This is a genomic window from Paraburkholderia sp. WS6 (genome assembly GCF_030464835.1).
Lineage (GTDB): Bacteria > Pseudomonadota > Gammaproteobacteria > Burkholderiales > Burkholderiaceae > Paraburkholderia > Paraburkholderia madseniana.
Map to the genome: position 1 here is coordinate 30469 of NZ_JALQCK010000020.1, position 20603 is coordinate 51071.

The window sequence follows — 20603 nt, forward strand, 5'->3', positions numbered from 1 at the left end:
TCCGCAAGGAGTAACTCCATGAGCAAGCTATTTTCAGCCGTCAAAGTAGGCCCCTACACGCTTTCCCATCGCGTCGCGATGGCGCCATTGACACGCATGCGTTCGGAGCCCGGCGACGTGCCGGGCGATCTGATGGTTGAGTACTACACGCAGCGCGCAACCGAAGGTGGTCTTATCGTCACCGAGGCAACCCCCGTTTCGGTACAGGGCTATGGCTATGCAATGGCCCCGGGAATCTACTCCGACGATCAGATTGCAGGGTGGCGCAGGATCACGGATGCCGTGCACGCCAAAGGCGCTCGCATCTTCCTCCAGTTGTGGCATGTTGGCCGTCAGTCTCACCCCGATCTTCAGCCCGGTGGCGCGGCGCCCGTCGCGCCGTCGGCGCTGAGAGCTGAAGGCCATGCGTATTCGGTGAACGGCGAAGTCGAATTCGCGATGCCCCGTGCGCTTGAATTGCACGAAATCCCCGCCATTATCGAGGACTTCCGCAGAGGTGCCGAGCGGGCACTGCGCGCGGGCTTCGACGGTGTTGAGCTGCACGGCGCAAACGGCTACTTGCCGGACCAGTTTCTCCAGGACGGTTCGAATGCTCGCACCGACGAGTACGGTGGACCGATTGAAAATCGCGCCCGCTTCTTCCTCGAAGTGACGGATGCACTGATTTCGGTGTGGGGAGCGGATCGGGTTGGCGTGCGCATTGCACCGAGCGGCACCTATGGCTCGATGTATGACAGCGATCCGGAAACCACCTTCGGTTACGTGACGGAGCAGTTGGACAAGCGTGGCATCGGCTATCTCCACGTGGTCGAGCCGCGCATCAAGGGCACGGAGACGATCGGCGAAGTTCACGATCCGGTCGCGGCGCGCCATCTGCGGCCGAAGTTCACCGGCACGCTAATCGCTGCAGGCGGTTTCACGAAAGAGACTGCGGACGCGATCATCGAAGCGGGCCACGCGGACATCGTAGCGTTTGGCCGCCACTTCGTCGCCAACCCCGATCTGCCGGAGCGCCTGCGGTTGAATCTGCCACTCAACCGGTACGACCGTAGTACTTTTTATGGCGGCGACGCACGCGGTTACACCGACTATCCGTTCCATGCTGAAACGCAGGCAGCGTAATTCTGCACCTCACCATCCAGACCAGGAAGGGCGGATTCCGGTATTTGACTCCCTTCACGCAAGTACGGCCTGAACGACGCAGCGACCGGTGCTAACGTAGTGCCGGTCGCTGCGCTATCCACTTCGGCATGGCAGGGTGGGGGGGCAATCTACCTTGCGATTTTCATAAAAAGCTGGCTCGCGTATTCTCTTGACGCGAAAGCGCGCACCCGGCGCTTTCACAATCGCAAAGCCGATTGCATCGCCGCAGCGATATCCTTCGCCACGGACAACAGGGCTCGGCCGTGTGCTTTGACTAGGCCGTCGTAACCTGACCCGATAGCGGTCTCATGAACGACAGAACGTCCTGCAATCTGCTTTCCTCCGTTTGGAGGACGCACCGACCAGATAACGACCAGCATCACCGTACCGTCCGCCGATGAATCGAAGTTCTGCACGTCAACCGTTACGCGGTAGGCGTTGTCGTTCGCGCGCTGTGGAAAAGTCGATACGATCGCCCCTGGAATGATCTCCGCCAGATCCGCAGCGAGTACGCGGGGAATCTGACTCTTCAATGGATCGGCCCAGCGCGCAAACTCGTCGATACGGACGCGGTTCGCATCGAGCTTCGTGACTATTTGCGAACGATCGACCAGTTCGGGAACCGTAACCAGATCTATTGCGATTGCAATTGGACTAGCGCCTGGCGACTGTTCAATATGCTGGACAGCGCTCAATGTGTAGAACGCCGGCGTCGGCGACGTTGCGCATCCAGTGGCAAGAACAAGCGCAATCATCGACACAGGTAATGCTGAACGTCGGCTCATGGCTTGTCCTCGGTTTTGCCGCGGATCAGCGCTTCGGGATGACGTTCGAGGTATTCCGCAAGCGAACGGATCGAGACGGCAGCCCGCGAGACCTCGCGCATGGTGTCGGCGGTGCTTTGCTGAAGGGGCGAATCGCTTTGCATCGTGCGATTCACGGACGCGAGTGCTTCACGGGCTGCGGCCATCGTCGTTTTTGCGTCAGGTGCAATATCCGTATTGATCGTATTCAACAGCGTGTCCGCGTCACCCAGTGTCTTGCGCAGGTCCGTGGCTATTCCTTCAAACGGAATGCGGTTCAGCTTCGCGACGAGATCGGTAATCGATTCCTGAAGCCCCTGCAGATTGCCGGGCACCGTAGGCAGTTGCGGCGTCTTTTTACTCCAGTCCATGGTCACTTTCGGCGCGGAGGGGAAGAAATCGATTGCGATGTACAGTTGTCCGGTCAGCAGGCTCGCTGTCCTCAGTTGTGCCCGCAGCCCCTTTGAGATCAGGTAGTCCGCGAATTCCTTTCGAGCCGAGGATATTTGATCACCTTGGTCTTTCCATTCGTCGCGTGGAATGAGGCGCTCCGGGAAAATGTTGACTTCGACCGGAATGCTGAATTCCCGCGTAGCCGGATCGAAGTGTGTGTTGATCGCCGATACCTCGCCGATGACGATCCCGCGGAAGTCGATGGGTGCTCCCACGGTGAGCCCACGCACAGACTCCTTGAAGTTCAACACGTACTTATCGGTGATTGAGTCATGCCGCTTCATCGCTTCTGTTCGATTGAGGAAAAGCGGGTACTGGTGCAGGGCATCGGCTTCAACCCCAGTCTTTGTGTCGGGTGGACTCTCGAATGCAAGGCCACCAATCAGGATCGATACCAAAGATTCGGTGTCCACCTTCACGCCCGTCGTATCCACGGTCACATCGACACCGCTTGCATGCCAGAAGCGGGTGTCGTTCGTCACGTACTTGTCGTAAGGCGCGTTGACAAAGACGTGTACGATCATCCCCGCGCCTTCGGGATCGAGCGCGTAGGAGACGATTTGGCCAACCTGAAGCCTTCTGAAAAACACCGGCGAACCGATATCGAGTGAGCCGAGGTTTTCACTTTTAAGCACGAACTCCCGCCCCGGCGCACCGGAAGCGAGTACTGGCGGTGACTCGAGTCCGACGAAATCGCGTCGCGCCTTTTGCGATGTACCGATATCCATTCCGACGTGTGAACCGGACAACAACGTACCGATGCCCGATACCGTGCCGCCCGATATACGCGGCCGAACGACCCAGAAGCGGGTATCGTCGACGAGCATGCTGGACGCGTTGCGGGACATTTCGGCGCTTGCAAGCACTGTCTTGTGATCGTCGGAGAGTTCAACGTTCCTGATTACGCCAATATCGACGTTCTTGAACTTGATCTTCGTCTTGCCGGCCTCAATACCCTCGCCAGTGGAAAACCTGATCGTGATGGTCGGGCCTGTTTGCATGACGGACTTCACGGCTAGCCAACCGGCGATCAGCACGGCGACAATGGGCACCAGCCACACGAGCTGCATGCGCCACTTCGAATGTTTGACAGCAACGGCGCTCGGAAAACCGGACGTATCCTGATCCTCTTTCTGTCCGGACAATTCATTCACGTTCTGACTCCACTGCGTCCCAGATGAGCCGCGGGTCGAATGACAACGCCGCGAACATGGTCAGTACAACCACCGCGCCGAAGGCAATCGATCCGGGACCTGCGTCGATCGTTGCGATCGAACCGAATTGCACGAACGCGACAAGGATGGTGATCACGTAGATATCGAGCATCGACCAGCGACCGACAAACTCAATCAATCGATAAATACGCGTGCGTTGGTGAGGAATTCGCGGAGAGCGCAACTGGGTACTCCACGCGAGATAGGCTAACGAAAGAATCTTGAGTACGGGCACCACGATGCTTGCGATGAAAACGACTATTGCCAGCAACCACGACCCGGAGGTCCAGAGCAACACGACGCCGCTCAGGATCGTGTCGGAGCGAGCGCCAAATAAGGTACTGGTGACCATGACCGGCAGGAGAATGGCGGGGATGTAAAGGATCATGGCGGCGAACAGAAATGCCCACGTGCGAACCAGACTATTGGGCTTGCGCGAGTGCAGCACCGCGCCACAACGTGGGCAGATTCCGGCGTGGACATGGGGGAACAGCGGCTTTGAGAGCAGGCCGCAATCGTGACAGGCGAACAGACCTGCGCGCGCGGCGGTTGCTGCCGTGATGCTTGCATTCTGCGCGTGTGACATACCGACGTCGCCTCGCATCGTGTCGATTCGGGCCCATAGTTCACGGGGGTTAAACGCAACAGTCGCCGCGGCAAGCAGAATCATCACGGCTCCGAACGCCCACGCACCCACCCCGGGTACGACTGTCGCGATGTGCTGGAGTTTGACGAGCGCGATCAGCATGCCGACCATCAGCACCTCGATCATTCCCCATGGCGCAACGTGCCGCAGCACGCGAAGAACGATTTCAGGTTTGTGAGGAAATCCGCCCGTATGCAACGGCAGGAGAAGATAGATCACCGCTGCGATGTTCAATGAAGGCATCAGGAGTGTTGTCACGAACACAAGGCCTGCGATCGGCCACATGCCATCTGCGTAAAGCGCGGAAGCGGCGCCGAAAAGCGTGGTCTCGACAGATGCCCCATTGATCCAGAGTTCAAAGATCGGAAAGCGGTTGGCAACAACGAAGAGAATCGCCGCGGCCAAGGTGAACGCCAGTGCCCACTCGTGCGACATCGGCACGTTTCGGTATCGGTAGAGTGCGGCGCCACATCGTTGACATCGCGCAGCACCGCGCTCAACTAGCGGCGTTTCTCGCTGAAGGAAGTCACATTCGTGACATGCGATCAAGTTGTCTCTATTCATCTTCTGCATCCGCTCGTGGAAACACGATCCAGAAACGCCCCAAGCTGACTTTCGGGGTGAGGGTCGTAAGGGAGTAGACATCGGCTAACTCGACGGGGCTGGGCCCGATTGGCCGTTGCCTTCACACGTGTCTTTCTGGGAGGTCCCAGAGCTGACGATTCAGGTGAGGGCTCAGCTTAGCACTGCAAATACTGCATGTAAACCGGATAGACGGTTTGTATTATGCGGGCAGTGTCACTGCAACCAGGGCAATGCGCACGCGTTCGAAGTGTTGTGCTCGCGACGCAACGGGTCGAGGCGATCCACGACCTGGGGCGTGTGAAAACGCCACCGATCACCTAACCGAGAGGTGATTGGTACGCGGTCACGCTGTATTGAACGGCGCTTTCGGCGCAGCGTTGCTAATCAGTCAACGCTCGCCGATCACGCGTTCCCTGCGCGCTTGCGGCGGTTAGCGGGCCGACCGCTTACGAGGCTTGGGTTGTGGAATCTGCGCCGGCCAGCTATCTTCGTCAAGAAGACGATCGAATAGTCTGTTTCGTGCCGAATTACTCAATTGCGACAGTCCCATCAAGGAATGAAATGCGAGACCGCTGGCCGCAAAGTATCGCAACAATGACAAGTCGAGGTCAGGCGCCTCGTCCTGCAACGCCTTCATTTTTGCCGTGTCAGACGCCTTGATGCTTTCGAGTAATTCAGGACTCTCGACGAGCGCTGCAAGAATGGCCCGTGCCACGGAATGCGGTTGATTCGAGGATTCCCGATACATTGCAATCTGGGCTGCAAGCGTTGGTTCAGCCTTCGATGCGCCTTCCTTCGCCATATATTCGCGTCCGATTTGCTCGAACTGAATCTGATGCTGTTCCAACAGCGCGCACAGCACGCCGTGCTTCGTGCGGAACTGATGAAGCAGTCCACCCTTGCTGATACCACTCTCACGCGACAGCGAATCGAACGTAAGCCCTCCAACACCATCTCGGGTGAGGATGGTGAAAGCGGCAGCAATCGCCTTTTTGCGGGAAATCTCCGAGCGGGTCTGGTTATCCATTATCGATATTGATGATGTTGCGACGATTGCAGCGCGCACCTGATCGCCGGCGCGCCTCTCTTCTGTTTGTGGACAAATAGCCGGCTGCAACACACTGCTGGCGAATGGCCCTAGGTACCGCCGCCGGAGCAGGCGTTTTCCTGACGAAGCGTAATTGTACGCCCTCGATTTTTTAATGTACAGACCGTCTGGACGGTTTACATATTGTTCCGCCGATGCTACTGTGGCGACCTGATCAGTTCTCGCCTGAACTGAGCGCCACCTGGCACTTAACTGGGCTTTCGAGGAAACCTAAATGTTCAAGAACAAACTAGTCCCGCTTCTTTTCACCGGAGTAGCGGTGCTAACCCTGACAGCGTGTGCCAGCGTGCAACCGGTGGCCTACACGGGCATCGCATCGTCGTCGCAGTTGAAGCAGAACCGCGATGACGACTCAGGCAAGGTTCCCTACAAGTACGCCACTTCAGTTGTCTGGCCTCAATACACGCAGGTGATACTGGACCCGGTCACCGTGTACCAAGGGAGCGACAACCAGTTCGGCGACCTGAAGGAAGCCGACAAGGCGGCGCTCGCCGATTACATGGGGAAGACGTTCTCCGAAAAACTCGCGAAACGGTTCAGCGTTGCGAACCAGGCCGGCCCGAATACGCTGCGGATCAAGCTGACACTCACCGGCGCCGAAAAGACGACGTTACTCGTCGGACAGGTCATGCATTTCGACCTTGCGGGCAATCTCTATAACGGCGTACAGGCAATCCGCGGCGGGCAGGGTGCATTCAGCGGCTCGGTTACTTACTCAGTCGAGGTCTTTGACGGTCCCAGCGGCCGTCTGCTGAAGGCATACGTTTCGAAGCAGTATCCGAATGCCATGAATCTGCCGGCAGCCTTTGGTTCCTTGAGTGCCGCGAAGACCGGCCTCGACAAGGGCGCTGATGCCCTCGTGGAACAGCTTCATTAACCGGTCTGTCTGCTACCCGGGCATCGCGCGCGGTTCGGCGGATATTCTCAGCGCGCGATAGCCCCGAGTGATCGGGCACCGGAACTCGCCGCTGCGATAGCGCAGCTGTTTCGGACGTCTATAAGGTTTGCGAATGCGGCCCTTTTCCGAAGTCGTTGTTTCATTCGCGCCCCCGCCCTTGATGGTTGCGATCGTTTTCTCGGTCGCGTACCTGCTGGTGGGGATTCCGGTCCATTTCACGCGCGGCGCAGCCGCCAGGGACTGGCTCGGCACCCTCGCCGGTATTTTCGCGGCACTCGCATATATCGTGCTGGTTGTGGGCTTTTATCCGGGTGTTCAAACGGCGGCACGATAGCCCCCCTTCTTGCACGAACCTAGCGCGATTTTCGCAAACTGGCCATGATCGTATTGATCTGCGTGTCGAACTGTTCGAACCACAACTGCGTCGCTTCCAGTTGCGCGCTTACTTCCTGAAAGTGGGCTTCACTCGCTTCGACAGCGCGCTCTGCGTCGGCAATCGTCTCGGGGGCAGTTTGCGCGCCAAGCGCAAGCACGGCGAGCGACTCGATCTCGCAGCGGGCGTTATGAGTCTGATCCGTGAGTTCAGTCAGCGACGCCCTCAACATTTGCAACTGATCGTGCCAGCCGCTTTCTGAGCGACGCAGCTCCTCGATAAAAAGACTGATATCACCGCCCGGGGAAATGTTTGCCGAGGCGGCGGTGCTCTGTCGCAGATGATCCAGCACGGCGAGACAACCCTGGGCGCGCTCGATCAGCCCCTTCGCTTGATCATGCGCTTCAGTCATGCGCGCTTTAAGCGCCGTGGCGCGATCGCAAAGCCGCGCCTGTAGGACAAACGTCTGCGGATTCACCGGTAAGTGTCCATCGGTAGGAGTTCGTGGATCGACATGGTTGCGAGCCCGAGGATCGCCATCACACCCATCGCGGCCGTCAGTGTGATGCTGGCACCGAGGACGACGATGATCTTGAACCGGATGGTGTAGGCGAATTGATTCACTTTGTTTCCTTCGGGACGCTTGCAGCGGAAATGGTGTCGCGCTCAAGGAACTGGCGGCGCCTTACCGGGTATACGGCGACATCGCGATACGGCTTGATGTAAGGATTTCCTGATTTTCGACTAGGCATATCCCGCTCATCCGCGTTGCCGTTGATGCCAGCGCGCGTTGACGGAAGAGTCCGTGACGGTTAGATATTTCGTGCTAGGCTTCTTGCACAGCTAGCTGCCAACGGAGGCGATGATGGCTGATAACATCGAAGGCATTAGTGTCGCAAATGACGGTGAGGCTGTTAAGTTCGGCATCAGAGTCGACAGCGTCCATCACTTCTGCATTGTGAGCAGGGAAGTGCTTAAGGAGTTGTCGCAAGCAGGTGCCCACAAAAGCGACTTGTTGCAGGAGTTCGAACGGCACCGCGAGTTGATCAGCGAGAAGGCTGCACTTGCAATTCGAAGCGGTTCGAAGGGAGATCCGCTACCACTTGGCATTGAACTCTTCGTTCGTTAACGTAGATTACAAACCTCATCAGGGGGCTGACATCGGTCCCCCCTTTTGTACTCGACACGCAAATCCACGGGTTGGCGCTCCAGGCAGCACGTCGGATGTGGCAACACAGCAGAAGGCTCGCCGCTTTACATTCTCCGCATGATCAATGGCTCACATCAACAGCGCAAAAGGCGATAGTAACTATCGGCCGTATTGATCAGTACATCGACATTTCGACCTCCATCGAGCGTGATCAGGCTGACTATAATCAACTGGTCCAATACGACTTCTGGACCCGCTGACCGGACTAGTTGGAGCGGTGCATTCACCCTCGCTTACTTGACACGCGTGCACCGTTGGCCTTTGATGAATGGACAGCCAGTGTTGGGCTGACAGAACAGGCAGGGAGCCAGCCGTGACATCCACCCGCCATACCATGATGTGGGAAGCCGCCGTCGACGCGCTTGAGCGCGCCGAGCGATCGCATCGCCAGTTCTTCCGGTTAGCTGGTCAGCATGCGCTGGTGCCGGTATGGGAGCCGCCGATCGAGGTGTTCGAGCATGACGGCCGGCTGGCGATCGTGGTGGCGTTGCCCGGCGTGGCTCCCGATCAGGTCAGCCTGGACCTCGAAGGCGGGACGCTGGTCGTCGTGGCCGAGAGGACGTTGCCTCGGGCCTTCGCCGGGGGAGCGGTCCATTGCATGGAAATTCCCTATGGCCGCTTCGAGCGACATATCCGTCTTCCGGCCGGGCGCTGCCGCCTGGCCGGGCGCGACTCCGAACACGGTTGCCTGTTGCTGGACTTCGAATGTCCACGTGCCGGCCGGCGCGGTCCCAAAGGACGGCCCTAGTGCTGGGGTGGCCCTGTTCATTGCGATCGCATCGCTGTTGATGGGGCAAGCCGTGCGCAGCGATTGCGCTGTGACGGGCGAGATCAGTCTGCGTGGCATTGTCCTGCCAGTGGGCGGCATCAAGGAAAAGGTGCTTGCCGCCTTGCGCGCCGGCATTGGGACGGTACTGCTGCCCGCACGCAATGCGGCGGACCTGGAAGACATCCCGGCCGACGCACGAAGCCAGTTGCGCTTTGTGCTGCTGGAGACGGTGGATGACGCACTGCGCGAGTTAATCGAGACCAGCGCGGTGAAGCGCTCATAGTGCCGCGGACTACTCACTCTCCAATGGGGACCCAGTAATGAAAACCGAACATCTTCCCAATCAGCGACTCAAGGAACGCGAAAAAAACGGACCGCACCTAACCGCGCAGGAGCATCTGGGCCTGAACGGGCGAATCGCCCTAGTCATCACCAACGCGGTTGGCACGATGTGGTGTGCCTATGTCTTTGCGGTGATCGCGCTTATCAGCTTGCCATCTGCCATTCAGGGTGGAGTGTCGACGCTGATCGCCTGGATCGCTCAGACTTTTTTGCAGTTGGTGCTGCTGTCAGTCATCATGGTGGGCCAGAAGGTTGCCGCCGCAGCCTCAGACAAGCAGGCGCTACAGACCTACAAGGACGCTGAGGCGCTTCTAAATATCCAGGATGAGATGCACCGGCTCATCGAGATCAACAATTCGCTGACTGAAGCGATCCATCGCGCGGTGACGGCAAAGGGAACATCGACGGCCGAACAACCGAATGTTTCCGGCGACCCCAGCCGGCCAGCGTGATTCCAGGCAACCCGCGGCAGGACGTCAACACCCGGGTATGGCTCTCGTATAACGCAACGAGCTACCTGCAGGCGCGGCATGGCGCGCCTGCGGAGTCGATGAATGCTATCGACGGCATCGGCGCGCTCGTGCAGGCCGCCGCGGCCGGCTGAGCGCACGCATCGTTACTCGACGCCGCGAACGATGCGCAGATCGCGCTCGACACCATCGCCCAGCGCTTCAAGCGCTTTCTTGTAGGCGTCGCTCTCGTAGGCGGCAACGGCCTGCTCGTAGGTCGGAAACTCGATCACGACGGTCCGCTCCTTCAAACCTTGCTCGTGTGCTTCTTCGGCGACGCCGCGCACGATGAATTTGCCGTTAGCGGCTGCCACTGCGGGCGCTGCCAGTTGCGCATACGCAGCCAGTTTCGACGGGTCCTTCGTCGCGCGGTATGCGGTCACCCAATATCCCTTGCTCATGTGAATCTCCTGGTTTTGCGGCGTGAAAGTAGTGGTCGCGTTGCAAAGCAACGACGCGGGAATTATGTCACTTCGAGCATCCCCGCGTGCGGTTCACGAGCGCGCGTGCGTTCGGCCGGTTTGCGTCCATGCCCACCGCAGCAATTGCCGATCGACATGATTTTCCCCGATCGCTCCCTGTCGGCCCGCCTTAGTTAGCAAGCATCGCGGCAGATCCCTCCGCGCGTATCCCCTTGCGATAACGCCCGAGCCCCACGATTCCAACCAGCGACACCGCCGAAAGCACGCTGAAGAAAATCGCCAGCGGCAGCCACTCGCCCTTGTAGTTCTGCGCGAGCATCGTACCGATCAAAGGTGTCGTCCCACCGGCGATCGTCGCGCACAGTTGATAAGCGATGGAAATACCGGAGTACCGGACCTGCGTCGGAAATGCCGGCGTCATGAAACCGGCGATGACCGCATAGACAGCGGACAGCACCACCACCGCGAGCGAGATACCCGCCACGATCGCGACCGGATTTTGCGTCTGGACGAGCAGAAACATCGGGTAAGGCGTGAGCATGGATAGCAGGGCGGCGCAGGTCAGAAAGCGAGTCTCTCCAACCCGTTGAGCCAGCAGCGCCGAAACCGGCTGAGACGCCAACTGGATGAGGGTGACGACAAACAGGCAATCGAGAATGAACGATTTCGACATCCCGAGATAACCGGTGACATACGAAATCATGAACGTATTGGTGAAGAAGAACCCGGCGGAGCCGATTGTCGTGGCCATCGCCGCCATGACGATCGGATACCACGCTGTGCGCAGCACTTTCTTGACGGGCGACTTCAGCACCTCGCGATTCTTGCGAAGCTGCTCGAACTCGGGCGACTCCTTAACACCGAGACGAATCGCCATGCCGATCAACAGCAGCACGAAGCTGGCCAGAAACGGCAGGCGCCAACCCCAGGCAACGAAGCTTGCGTGATCGAGCGAGGTGACGAGCCGGAACGACACGAGCGATAGAATCAGTCCAGCCGGGCTGCCCATCTGCGGAAAGGACGCGAAGAACGTCTTGCGGCCGGTTGGCGCGTGCTCGCTCGCCATCAGTACCGCGCCGCCCCATTCGCCGCCCACGGCAATGCCCTGGAGAATCCGCAACAGCACGAGCGAGACCGGTGCCCAGATGCCGATGCTGGCGTAGCCGGGCAGCAGGCCGATGCCGGTGGTGGCGATCCCCATCAGGAACATGGTCAGCAGCAGCATCTTCTTGCGGCCCAGCTTGTCGCCGAGATGCCCGAATACCGCGCCGCTCAATGGACGCGCAATGAAGCCGACAAAGAACGTGCCGAACGAAGCCATCGTACTGAGAAAGTGATTGCTGCTCGGGAAGAACACCTCGCCGAGCACGAGCGCGGCGGCCGTCGCATAGGTGTAGTAGTCGTAAAACTCGACGGCCGTGCCGATAAAAGCCGCGGTGGCGGCGCGCACGGGCTGATGAGTCTGTTCAGAAGGGGACATGGGGAATCCTGTTGTTGAACGCGCAGCGTTGGTTCGGTTGCTGTCTTTATGGGTCGCCGAAATACGCCCGCCAAATTCGGATTTTTAATCTTCAGTATCACGGCGGCTAATGTTCGCCCCGCTTATGCATTGCCGCTTTCGTCAAAGGCGCGGAGCAGCGCGTCACGCGCGATCAAGCGTTGCGCGTTGTTGCGCTCCGGATAGTCGATCCATACCGATCCGATAGGGGATGGATTCGCCTGCTGTGCTGCGTGTGCGTCGACGAGCGCACGCGCTGCCTGCACGTCCTCCGCGGATGGCGTCAGCGCGCGGTGAATCGCGGGCACGTGTTCGGGAAACACGACGCTTTTCGATGCGAATCCGAGTTGCGTGGAGATGGTCAGGTCCTGCCCAAGCACCTGCGCCGATCGATACGTACAAGGAAGATCGATCGGCACGCAGCCGGCGGCAATGCACTCGATCAGAAAGCGGCTGCGTGCGTAAAGCAGTTCGTGACCGCCCGGTGTGCGGCGTGCGCCGAGATTCGCCGCCAGGTCTTCGACCGCCAGCATGCAGCACTTTATCCGCGCACCCACCTGAAGTAGCGCTCCCAGATGGACCAGACCCTTTGCGGATTCGATAACTGGAACCACCTCCGTCGAGCCCGCCGGAATGCCCAGCTTGCGCTCGATGACGGCCAGCGCATCGTCGAGCGCGGCCAGTTGAGCCGCGCTCTCCGCGTGCGGCAGAAAAATCGCCCGTGGGGTGCCGGGCATGACGCCTTCGAGATCGGCATGGCCGTCGTGCTCCAGTTTGTTGATCCGTACCGAGCCGACCGTGCCGGCGCGAGCCGCGTCGCGCAATAGCGTAACAATGCGTTCGCGTGCCTGTGGCCGGTCTTGCGGCGAAGTCATCTCTTCGAGGTCGGCGACGATTGCATCCGCACCGCTTTGCAGCGCGACCGCGTGGGCCTCGGCATGGTTGCCGGGTACGAAGAGCCATGTGCGCCGGATGCCTGGCGGACGCGGCGTTTGATGCGCGTTCATACGGCCTGCCCCGCACGCGCAAGCATCGCGTGAAGCAGCACGTCCGTGCCGCGCGTGACGTCTGCCGGCAACGCGTCTTCGGCTTCGTTATGGCTCAGGCCGTCGACGCAGGGGATGAAAATCATCGCGGTCGGACAATGCTTCGCGAGATGAATCGCGTCATGACCGGCACCGCTGACGATGCGTTGATGCGGATAGTCCAGCGCCTCTACCGCGTTGCCGACAGCCGCAATGCATTGAGGATCGAACGGCGTAGCCGGGCTGACCCAATGCTGCCCCACTTCGACTGTGAGGCGGCGACGCCTGGCGATGGCATCGAAGCGCTCGCGCAGCGCGGCTTCCATTTTTTCGATCATCGCATCGTCGGGGTGGCGCAGATCCACCGTGAACGACAGGTCCGCCGCGATCGTATTGCGCGATGCGTTGCGTATGTGCAGTTCGCCGATGGTGGCGAGGCCTTGCGGGAAGAAATCCGCCGCGATGCTTTCCAGTTCCGCGGCCATTGCCGCGCTCGCAAATAGCGCATCGCTGCGGTACTGCATCGGTGTCGTGCCTGCGTGCGCGGCCTGCCCACGCACGCGCACATCGAGCCAGCGAATCGCCTGGCCGCCCGTGACGACGCCGATCGGCACGCCACTTTCCTCGAGCACCGGACCCTGTTCGATATGCGCTTCGAAGTAGGCGTCGAAGACGATGCCGGGCACGGCACGCGTGCCGGCATAACCGGTTGCTTGCAATGCCTGCTCGACCGATGTCCCTGCGGCGTCGCGCGTGTTCAATGCCTGGGCGAGCGGCATGACGCCTGTGAAGGCCGCTGAACCGAGCATGGCCGGCGTGAAGCGCGCGCCTTCCTCGTTGGTCCACACGACGATTTCGATGGGCTTATCGGTTTGAATGTTCGCATCGTTCAGCGTGCGAACGACTTCGAGCGCGGCGAGCACGCCATAGACCCCGTCGAAGCGGCCGCCCTCGGGCTGGGTGTCGAGATGGCTCCCGCTTGCTACGGGCGCGGCGTCGTTCCGTTTGCCGGCGCGCCGCGCGAAAAGATTGCCGACCTGGTCGACCGACAACGTCAACCCCGCCTCGACGCACCACTGCGAGAAAAGCGCCCGGCCGGCCGCGTCCTGTTCGGTCAGTGCGAGGCGCCGCACACCGCCGCCTGCCGTGGCGCCGACGGTGGCCATGTTCATCAGGCTCGTCCAGAGCCGCTCACCATTGATCTTTAGCATCACACACTCCTGAAGCCGCGGCGTACTGACCGCGTCGGGTTCGTCGTGATGCCTTTATCCGTAATCAAAAATGATAAGTCTAATTTCTAATTCTAATCCTAAGTATAATTTTGGCGGATGATGAAACCAGTGAGGCTCATCGTGAGCAAAGACCGCCCGGACACCTATCTCAACGACCGCCTCGACTGGAACCTGCTGCGGACTTTTCTCGCCATTGCGAAAGAAGGCAGCGTGAGTCGCGCGGCGACGAAGCTGCACTTGACACAGCCCGCCGTGAGCCAGGCGTTGCGCCGGTTGGAGGAGCAGTTGGGTCTGCGCCTCGTGGATCGTCACGGTCCGCGTATCGAAGTCACGCAGGCCGGCATCGAAGTGAAGCAGATTGCTGAAGACGTGTACGGCACGATCTCGCGGCTGTCGCTTGCCGAGGTGGATCGCGAACACGATATCTCCGGCATGGTGCGCGTGAGTACCGTCAGCGGCATCGATTTCCCGGCCTACGACACGTTTCTGGCGGAGTTCCATCGCACGTATCCGCGTATCGAGCTCGAAAGCCAGGAAATGCGCAGCGCTGATGTGGTGAACAGCCTCCAGCAAAAGTCCGCAACACTCGGATTGACGCCGCGGCGCGCGTTACCCAAGCGGGTCGACAGCCGCGTGTTTCTACGTCAACGGTATGCACTTTTCTGCGGACGTCATCATCCGCTCTTTGGGCGCAACGACCTTCGGGTCGCCGATCTCGCCGGCGAAAAGTTCGTCTCCTTCACCGGCGACAAAGTGGGTGACCACCTGTCGCCGCTCACATTCTTTCGTGACGAGATGGGCTTCACGGGGCGCGTGGTCGGCTCATCGTCGAGCATGACCGAGGTGAGGCGTTTCATTTTTGCGGGCTTCGGCATTGGTTGCCTGCCGGAGCACGTCGTGCGCGACGACATCGTTCAAGGCCGCCTTCAGCGGCTGCCGCCGGATGAAGGCGTGGCCGACCTCGATATCTACATGCTGTGGTCACAGGACCGCAAGCTGAGCGCCGCTGAAGCCGCGTTTATCGATGCACTGAATGTGTTCATCGATGGTCAGGCGGAAGGTGCTGGCCTCGAGCCTCACGCTTAGTAGCCGCGCGTCACGTCCACCACGTTCTGCAGCGGTTCACCGCGGATCAGCCTGCGCGAGTTGTGCGCCACCTGCGTGGCGATCGTTTCCGAGCTTGCCACCGACGCCATGTGCGGCGTCACGATCAGATTGGGTGCGCGCCACAAATGATCTTCGGACGGTAGCGGTTCGGTTGGAAACACGTCGACGATCGCACCGCCAATCTGCCCGCTCGTCAATGCCGCGATCAGGTCCGCGGGCACCAGATGTTCGCCACGACCGACGTGAATCAGCTTCGCGCCAGGCCGCAAGTGTTCGAACGTGTTCGCATTGAGAATCCAGCGGGTTTCGTGCGTGAGCGGCAAGAGACACACGAGGATGTCCGTCCCCTGAAGGAATGGCTTGAATTGCTCGGGACCGGCGAAGGTCGTCACGCCTGGCAGTTCGCGGGGCTTGCGCGCCCAGCCGCGCACCGCGAAGCCGAAGCGCTGCAAATCCGTCGCGACGCGGCTGCCGATTTCTCCCAGTCCCATAATGCCGACGGCGCATTCGGACGCATCACGCTGATCGTGGCGGGACCAGCGGTTAAGACGCTGATTGGCGAGCACGCGGTCGAGCTGGCGATGGAAGTGCAGCACCCCCCACGTGACGAATTCGCTCATTCCGCGTGCGTGTTGCGGATCGACGACCCGGCACAGCGGCACGGCGGGCAGGGCAGGGTCGGACAGAATGTTGTCGACGCCCGCAGCGATGCTATGCACGAGCCGCAGTTTCGGCAGCGCCGCCAGCGCGCCGGCCGGTGGGTTCCAGCAGACGGCAATGTCGGCATCGCCGCTGGACCGCTCGCCGTGCATCACGACATCGAATTCAGGGGCGGCGCGCAGAATCGGCTGCACCAAGTGTGACATGTCGTAGTCACGGCTCATCAGAACTAATTTGGTCATTGCATCGAATCGGAGAACGGGCCTAGTTGCGGTAGTCGGATTGCGGGTCGTCGATCAACCGTAACGCCGCGCGCCACGCCAGCTCCGAAATTCCCGCGGAGTCGTCGCGAGCGAACTGGCTCGCTGTCAGCTCGCACACTTCTCGCGGCGGGATGCGCAGCGCGCTGCCGCCGGCCAGCGCCTGGATTTGTGCCTGACAGGCCCGCTCGAGGAAATAGATCTCGTGGAACGCTTCGGCTGCGGTGGCGCCTGCCGCGAGCAAGCCATGATTGCGCAGGATCATCGCCTTGCAGGAACCGAGGTCGCGCACCAGACGCTCGCGCTCGCCGAGTTCGAGCGCGATGCCCTCGTAATCGTGGTAAGCAAGCTTGCCGTAGAACTTCAGCGCATGCTGACTGATCGGCAGCAGTCCCTGCTCCTGGGCAGATACGGCTGTTCCGGCGGCGGTGTGCGTATGGATCACGAAATGCAGATCGTCGCGTGCTGCGTGAATGGCCGAATGAATCGTGAACCCTGCGGCGTTCACACGAAACAACGCCGGGTCGCTGTGCGCCCGCTCGTCGACGACGTTGCCGAGATGATCGATCTTCACGAGGTCCGACGCGCGCATTTCGTGAAACAGCACGCCATAGCGGTTGATCAGAAAGGCCGGTGGCTCGCCTGGCGAACTGGGCAGGCGCGCCGTGATGTGCGTGTCGATCATGTCGGTCATGCGGAAGTGAGCGGCCAGCCGGTAGAGCGCCGCCAGTTCCTCCCGTACCTGCTGTTCGGTGCCGATCGGCGCCGGTTTGTCGCTCATGCGATCGGATGTGGGCGTGGATTGCATTTCAGAAGACTCCCAGGTTCTCACTTGCTGTAGTGCACGTAGTGTTCGTTAGCGCGTCAGTGTCCGTCAACTTGATTGTTCTAATGCTGATCATTAGCCGCGTGAATACTTTACGACATGAAGCATTGCAGGACCTCGTGAAGCGGTGCTTTGGCGTTAAGGCGAGACAGTATCGCGGGCTCCGCGTGGTCGGAAGCCAGCGCCAGATCGATCACGTCGGCAAGGGCCAGTGCTTCAGCGAACAGTACACCGTTGTCGTCGGCCAGCACGATGTCGCCTGGGCGCACCACGACCCCACCGCACACCACCGGCTCGTTGAACAGGCTCGACATCGTGTCGCGCTTTTTGGTCGTGAGCAACGATGTTCCGCGCGCGAACACCGACAGCCCCGTGCTGCGTAGTTCGATGAGATCGGTCACCACGCCGTCGACGATAACACCCCTCGCGCCGGCGTTGAGCGCGGCACATGCCGTGACCGCTCCGACCGGCGCATGCGTATGGTTACCGCTCATGTCGATCACCAGCACGTCGCCCGGTTTGAGTTGCGACAGGGCGCGGTTGACGGGAATGGCGTCGGGCGACTGTAGCTTGAGCGTCACCGCGCGCCCGATCACCTTCACATTGGGGACCATCGCGCGAAGGCGATGGTCCGCGAAGCCGTTTTCCATGAAGTGCCCTAGCGTCGGGAAGCTGACGGATTCGAGACTGTGCAGTAAGGATGAGTCGGGTGTGGCTTGCATCAGATCGGCGTTTTCCGTTTTCATATCAGGCCTTCACGAGAGGCTTGCGGTGGCGGCATTGGCGCGCGCCGCAGACGAGATATCGCGGCGAAGCGTCTCCGCGAGCAGCACGAGCGCGAGTACCGAAACAGCAGCCGAGCCCATCATGTACCACGCCACCGACGAACCGCGGCCTGTAGCGGACAACAGCGCGGTGGTGACAATGGGCGTGGCCGCACTGCCGAGCAGCCCGGACAACATATAGCTTACCGACAGACCGGAGTAGCGAACCTCGGTGCCGAACAGCTCCGCGAGGAAGGTTGCGATGGGTCCATAGTTCGCGGCGAAGGCGGTCATCATCAGCAGATAGCCGAGCAGCGCGAACGGAAATTCGCGCGTATCCAGCAGCCAGAAAAGCGGAAAAGCGAGCAGGGCTTCGGCGACGATGCCGCCGATGATTACCGGCTTGCGGCCCACGACGTCGGATAACTTGCCGAAGGCCGGCAACAACACGATGCAGAGTGCGCAGGCAATCAGCGCGATGGAAAGCATCGCGTTACGTGAGAAGCCCAGCGTCTGCGTCCCATAGGTTAGCCCGAAAGCGACGATCAGGTTGAACGAGGTGCCCGTCGACATCGTCGCGATGCCGCCGAGCAGAACCTGCTTCCAGTATCGGGTGAGAACCTCGGCGATCGGCAGCTTGACCTGCGCGTCGGCTTCCTTGATCTTGCGGAACGACGGCGTCTCCGATGTATTCAGACGGATATAAAGCCCGACCCCCACGAGCAATGCGCTCGCAAGGAACGGAACGCGCCAACCCCAGGAGAGCAGCGCGTCGTTTGACAGCGTGGCGTTGCAGACCAGAAACGCCAGATTGGCGATCAGGGTGCCGGCAGGCACGCCGATCTGCACCCAGGAGCCATACAGTCCACGCTTGCCGGCGGGTGCGTGTTCCACCGCCATCAGCACGGCGCCACCCCATTCGCCGCCGAGCGCGAGGCCCTGAATGACGCGTAAGGCAAGCAGCAGAATGGGCGCCCAGATGCCGATCGACGCGTAGTTCGGCAGCAACCCAATCGAGAACGTCGCGATGCCCATGATGATGAGCGAGACCAGCAGCATCGCCTTGCGTCCGAGGCGGTCGCCGAAATGGCCGAACAGGGCGGCACCGACGATGCGCGCGAGGTAGGCGGAGGCGAACGTGCCGAACGCCAGCAAGGTGCCGACCAACGGGACAAAGCCGGGAAAGAACACCTTATTGAAGACGAGTGCCGAGGCGGTGGCGAAAACGAACAGGTCATACCATTCGACAGTCGTGCCGATCACACTCGCCACCGCGATCTTTTTCATGCTGGCCGGGGTGCCATCTTCAGGCGGTGGCGCTGGCGTGTCCGCGGGGCGATAGGACGTCATGGGTTTCTCCTTGAGGCATGGCGGTTTCGTGGATGAACGCAGCCATTGCGCGCATGGCCTGGTGCCTTTATCGGAAGCCAAAAACAATAAGTAAAAGTCTGATTTCTAATCCTTTGTATTAGTGCGGCGAATGATCGGACGGCCGGTCCTCGCCGCCGGTCAGCGCGCTGATCGTTCTGTCGATGTACGGCGCGTATCGCGGCATATTCGAGAAGTCGTAAGTGACGGGCTCGCGCTGGGGTGCAAAAGATAGCTGCCCGATCGAGATAACGATATCGGAATTGAATCATTCTCACGAAGCGTCCTGATCGCTACGCTTGCAGAACTATTGCAAGCGAGGGCATATGGCCGCTTCTGTTTCCACGTCTTTTTCCACGCGGCGGCGCACGCTGAAGCTGCTCAGCGCAGTTCCGGCGCTTGCCGTAACCGGCGCATTTCATTCACTCAACGTGCAGGCCGCCGATCTGGCATCGACCACGATCGTGCTCGGCGACCAGGCCGGCGGCACACGGGCGCTTGCCGAAGCGGCAAAGGTTCTCGACGGCACGCCGTACGCATTTCGCTGGGCTAACTTCCAGGGTGCCGCGCCACTCTTCGAGGCGCAACGCGCGGGCGCCGTCGATCTTGCCCCGGCGGGTGACTTGCCTGTGCTTGCAGCGGCAGTCGGCGATCCGACCTTGAAAATCGTCGCGACGCGTGTGGGTTCGGGCGCGCAACTCGGCATTCTGGTTGCGCCCAATTCACCGATTCGCTCGGTGGCGGATCTGAAGGGGCGCACCGTGTTCGTGTCGTCGGCGCGCGGCAGCATTTCGCAATTCCAGTTGTATGGTGCGCTCGCCGAAGCCGGACTCTCGAAGGACGACGTCAAGGTCCGTTTCATCCTGCCGGTCGATGCGTTTGCCGCGTTCGCGTCCGGTTCGATCGACGTGTGGGCGACATTCGATCCCTACTACGGCATCGCTGTGCAACGTGGCGCGCGTATTTTGCGCGACGGGTCCGGCATCAATAGCGGTCTCGGTTTTATCACTGCATCGGGCGCCGCACTTGCGGATACGCGCAAACGCACGGCTATCGCAGACGTTCTGCTTCGGCTGCAACGCGCGGGTGATTGGGCGCTTGCGAATCCCGATGCCTACGCGCAGATCTACTCGACCTTGACGCGCTCGCCACTCGACGCCGCGAAGCAGATCACGCGGCGCGCGGCATTGAAACAGCACTTCGTGACCGAGGCGGATATCGCCGCGCTCCAGAAAGTCGCCGATAGCGCGGATCGCGACGCTATCCTGCCGCGCCGTATCGACGTCCGCGCGATCGCCGAGACGCATATCGCGAAGGTCTGACGCAACCGGTAGTGCGCCTTGCGGCGCGTTGCTCCGTGCCCAGCGGAGCCGCAGCGCGTTTGCCCG

At 60.4% G+C, this 20603-nt stretch carries 23 protein-coding genes and 1 pseudogene; 10 read left to right on the top strand and 14 right to left on the bottom strand.

The features are described 5' to 3' along the window. Window positions 1-18 precede the first annotated feature (18 nt). Window positions 19-1122, top strand: coding sequence for an alkene reductase (locus tag M0D64_RS23075; protein WP_266259390.1), 1104 nt, complete (start codon window positions 19-21; stop codon window positions 1120-1122). 218 nt (window positions 1123-1340) lie between these two features. Here the strand turns inward: M0D64_RS23075 and M0D64_RS23080 are convergent, their stop codons facing one another. The 4 genes from M0D64_RS23080 to M0D64_RS23095 form a co-directional block, all read right to left on the bottom strand. Next, window positions 1341-1928, bottom strand: a complete 588-nt coding sequence (locus M0D64_RS23080; protein WP_266259391.1) for a membrane integrity-associated transporter subunit PqiC — start codon at window positions 1926-1928, stop codon at window positions 1341-1343. Continuing rightward, a complete protein-coding gene (locus M0D64_RS23085) occupies window positions 1925-3469 on the bottom strand; it encodes an intermembrane transport protein PqiB (RefSeq protein WP_266259491.1) in 1545 nt (514 codons plus the stop codon). The genes M0D64_RS23080 and M0D64_RS23085 overlap by 4 nt, the downstream gene beginning before the upstream one ends. A 76-nt stretch (window positions 3470-3545) precedes the next feature. Next, entirely contained in the window at window positions 3546-4823 is a 1278-nt protein-coding gene (locus M0D64_RS23090) for a paraquat-inducible protein A (protein WP_266259393.1), read from the bottom strand. A 451-nt stretch (window positions 4824-5274) separates the two neighbouring features. Further along, complete coding sequence (locus M0D64_RS23095; protein WP_266259394.1) at window positions 5275-5871, bottom strand: TetR/AcrR family transcriptional regulator; 597 nt, start codon at window positions 5869-5871, stop codon at window positions 5275-5277. Window positions 5872-6166: 295 nt separating this feature from the next. On the opposite strand from M0D64_RS23095, the gene M0D64_RS23100 reads away from it, so the two are divergent. Both M0D64_RS23100 and M0D64_RS23105 read left to right on the top strand, forming a co-directional pair. Then, window positions 6167-6829, top strand: a complete 663-nt coding sequence (locus tag M0D64_RS23100) for a DUF3313 domain-containing protein (protein WP_266259396.1) — start codon at window positions 6167-6169, stop codon at window positions 6827-6829. Between the two features lie 133 nt (window positions 6830-6962). Next, on the top strand, window positions 6963-7184 hold the full coding sequence (locus tag M0D64_RS23105) for a hypothetical protein (RefSeq protein ID WP_266259397.1): 222 nt from the start codon (window positions 6963-6965) through the stop codon (window positions 7182-7184). Window positions 7185-7203: 19 nt separating this feature from the next. Here M0D64_RS23105 and M0D64_RS23110 read toward each other — a convergent pair whose 3' ends face one another. Together M0D64_RS23110 and M0D64_RS23115 are read right to left on the bottom strand one after the other, a co-directional pair. Continuing rightward, complete coding sequence (locus M0D64_RS23110; RefSeq protein ID WP_266259398.1) at window positions 7204-7635, bottom strand: hypothetical protein; 432 nt, start codon at window positions 7633-7635, stop codon at window positions 7204-7206. 62 nt (window positions 7636-7697) lie between these two features. Next, window positions 7698-7847, bottom strand: coding sequence for a hypothetical protein (locus M0D64_RS23115; protein WP_266259399.1), 150 nt, complete (start codon window positions 7845-7847; stop codon window positions 7698-7700). A 241-nt stretch (window positions 7848-8088) separates the two neighbouring features. On the opposite strand from M0D64_RS23115, the gene M0D64_RS23120 reads away from it, so the two are divergent. From M0D64_RS23120 to M0D64_RS23140, 5 genes and pseudogenes are all read left to right on the top strand, one after another. Then, entirely contained in the window at window positions 8089-8352 is a 264-nt protein-coding gene (locus M0D64_RS23120) for a DUF1488 family protein (protein WP_266259401.1), read from the top strand. Between the two features lie 394 nt (window positions 8353-8746). Continuing rightward, the gene (locus tag M0D64_RS23125) at window positions 8747-9181 is read left to right on the top strand and encodes an Hsp20/alpha crystallin family protein (RefSeq protein WP_266259402.1); all 435 of its coding nucleotides are present in this window, start codon (window positions 8747-8749) and stop codon (window positions 9179-9181) included. Continuing rightward, window positions 9138-9485, top strand: a pseudogene (locus M0D64_RS23130) (S16 family serine protease); the annotation flags it as partial. The gene M0D64_RS23125 and the pseudogene M0D64_RS23130, both read left to right, overlap by 44 nt. 37 nt (window positions 9486-9522) lie before the next feature. Beyond that, window positions 9523-9996, top strand: coding sequence for a hypothetical protein (locus M0D64_RS23135; RefSeq protein WP_266259403.1), 474 nt, complete (start codon window positions 9523-9525; stop codon window positions 9994-9996). Next, a complete protein-coding gene (locus tag M0D64_RS23140; protein ID WP_266259404.1) occupies window positions 9993-10148 on the top strand; it encodes a hypothetical protein in 156 nt (51 codons plus the stop codon). The genes M0D64_RS23135 and M0D64_RS23140 overlap by 4 nt, the downstream gene beginning before the upstream one ends. Before the next feature lie 12 nt (window positions 10149-10160). On the opposite strand, the gene M0D64_RS23145 is transcribed toward M0D64_RS23140, so the two are convergent. The 4 genes from M0D64_RS23145 to M0D64_RS23160 form a co-directional block, all read right to left on the bottom strand. Next, window positions 10161-10454, bottom strand: a complete 294-nt coding sequence (locus M0D64_RS23145) for a DUF1330 domain-containing protein (protein ID WP_154562529.1) — start codon at window positions 10452-10454, stop codon at window positions 10161-10163. A gap of 190 nt (window positions 10455-10644) precedes the next feature. Further along, the gene (locus tag M0D64_RS23150; RefSeq protein ID WP_266259405.1) at window positions 10645-11955 is read right to left on the bottom strand and encodes an MFS transporter; all 1311 of its coding nucleotides are present in this window, start codon (window positions 11953-11955) and stop codon (window positions 10645-10647) included. 122 nt (window positions 11956-12077) lie between these two features. Continuing rightward, the gene (locus M0D64_RS23155; RefSeq protein ID WP_266259406.1) at window positions 12078-12980 is read right to left on the bottom strand and encodes a CoA ester lyase; all 903 of its coding nucleotides are present in this window, start codon (window positions 12978-12980) and stop codon (window positions 12078-12080) included. After that, window positions 12977-14209, bottom strand: a complete 1233-nt coding sequence (locus M0D64_RS23160) for a Zn-dependent hydrolase (RefSeq protein WP_266259407.1) — start codon at window positions 14207-14209, stop codon at window positions 12977-12979. Before M0D64_RS23160 ends, M0D64_RS23155 begins: the two co-directional genes overlap by 4 nt. A 141-nt stretch (window positions 14210-14350) precedes the next feature. Between M0D64_RS23160 and M0D64_RS23165 the strand changes: the two genes are divergently transcribed. After that, the gene (locus tag M0D64_RS23165) at window positions 14351-15316 is read left to right on the top strand and encodes a LysR family transcriptional regulator (RefSeq protein ID WP_266259408.1); all 966 of its coding nucleotides are present in this window, start codon (window positions 14351-14353) and stop codon (window positions 15314-15316) included. Here M0D64_RS23165 and M0D64_RS23170 read toward each other — a convergent pair. The 4 genes from M0D64_RS23170 to M0D64_RS23185 all read right to left on the bottom strand — a co-directional run bounded on the left by M0D64_RS23170 (window position 15313) and on the right by M0D64_RS23185 (window position 19197). Beyond that, window positions 15313-16239: a glyoxylate/hydroxypyruvate reductase A gene (locus tag M0D64_RS23170; RefSeq protein WP_266259409.1), complete on the bottom strand. Its 927-nt coding sequence runs from the start codon at window positions 16237-16239 to the stop codon at window positions 15313-15315. The two genes, M0D64_RS23165 and M0D64_RS23170, sit on opposite strands and share 4 nt — an antisense overlap. A 22-nt stretch (window positions 16240-16261) precedes the next feature. Next, entirely contained in the window at window positions 16262-17038 is a 777-nt protein-coding gene (locus tag M0D64_RS23175; RefSeq protein ID WP_266259492.1) for a class II aldolase/adducin family protein, read from the bottom strand. 137 nt (window positions 17039-17175) lie between these two features. After that, window positions 17176-17829 (bottom strand): RraA family protein, encoded by a 654-nt coding sequence (locus M0D64_RS23180; protein WP_266259410.1) that lies wholly within the window; start codon window positions 17827-17829, stop codon window positions 17176-17178. 9 nt (window positions 17830-17838) lie between these two features. After that, window positions 17839-19197, bottom strand: a complete 1359-nt coding sequence (locus M0D64_RS23185) for an MFS transporter (RefSeq protein ID WP_266259411.1) — start codon at window positions 19195-19197, stop codon at window positions 17839-17841. A gap of 344 nt (window positions 19198-19541) precedes the next feature. On the opposite strand from M0D64_RS23185, the gene M0D64_RS23190 reads away from it, so the two are divergent. Beyond that, window positions 19542-20537, top strand: a complete 996-nt coding sequence (locus M0D64_RS23190) for an ABC transporter substrate-binding protein (protein ID WP_266259412.1) — start codon at window positions 19542-19544, stop codon at window positions 20535-20537. Window positions 20538-20603: the final 66 nt, after the last annotated feature.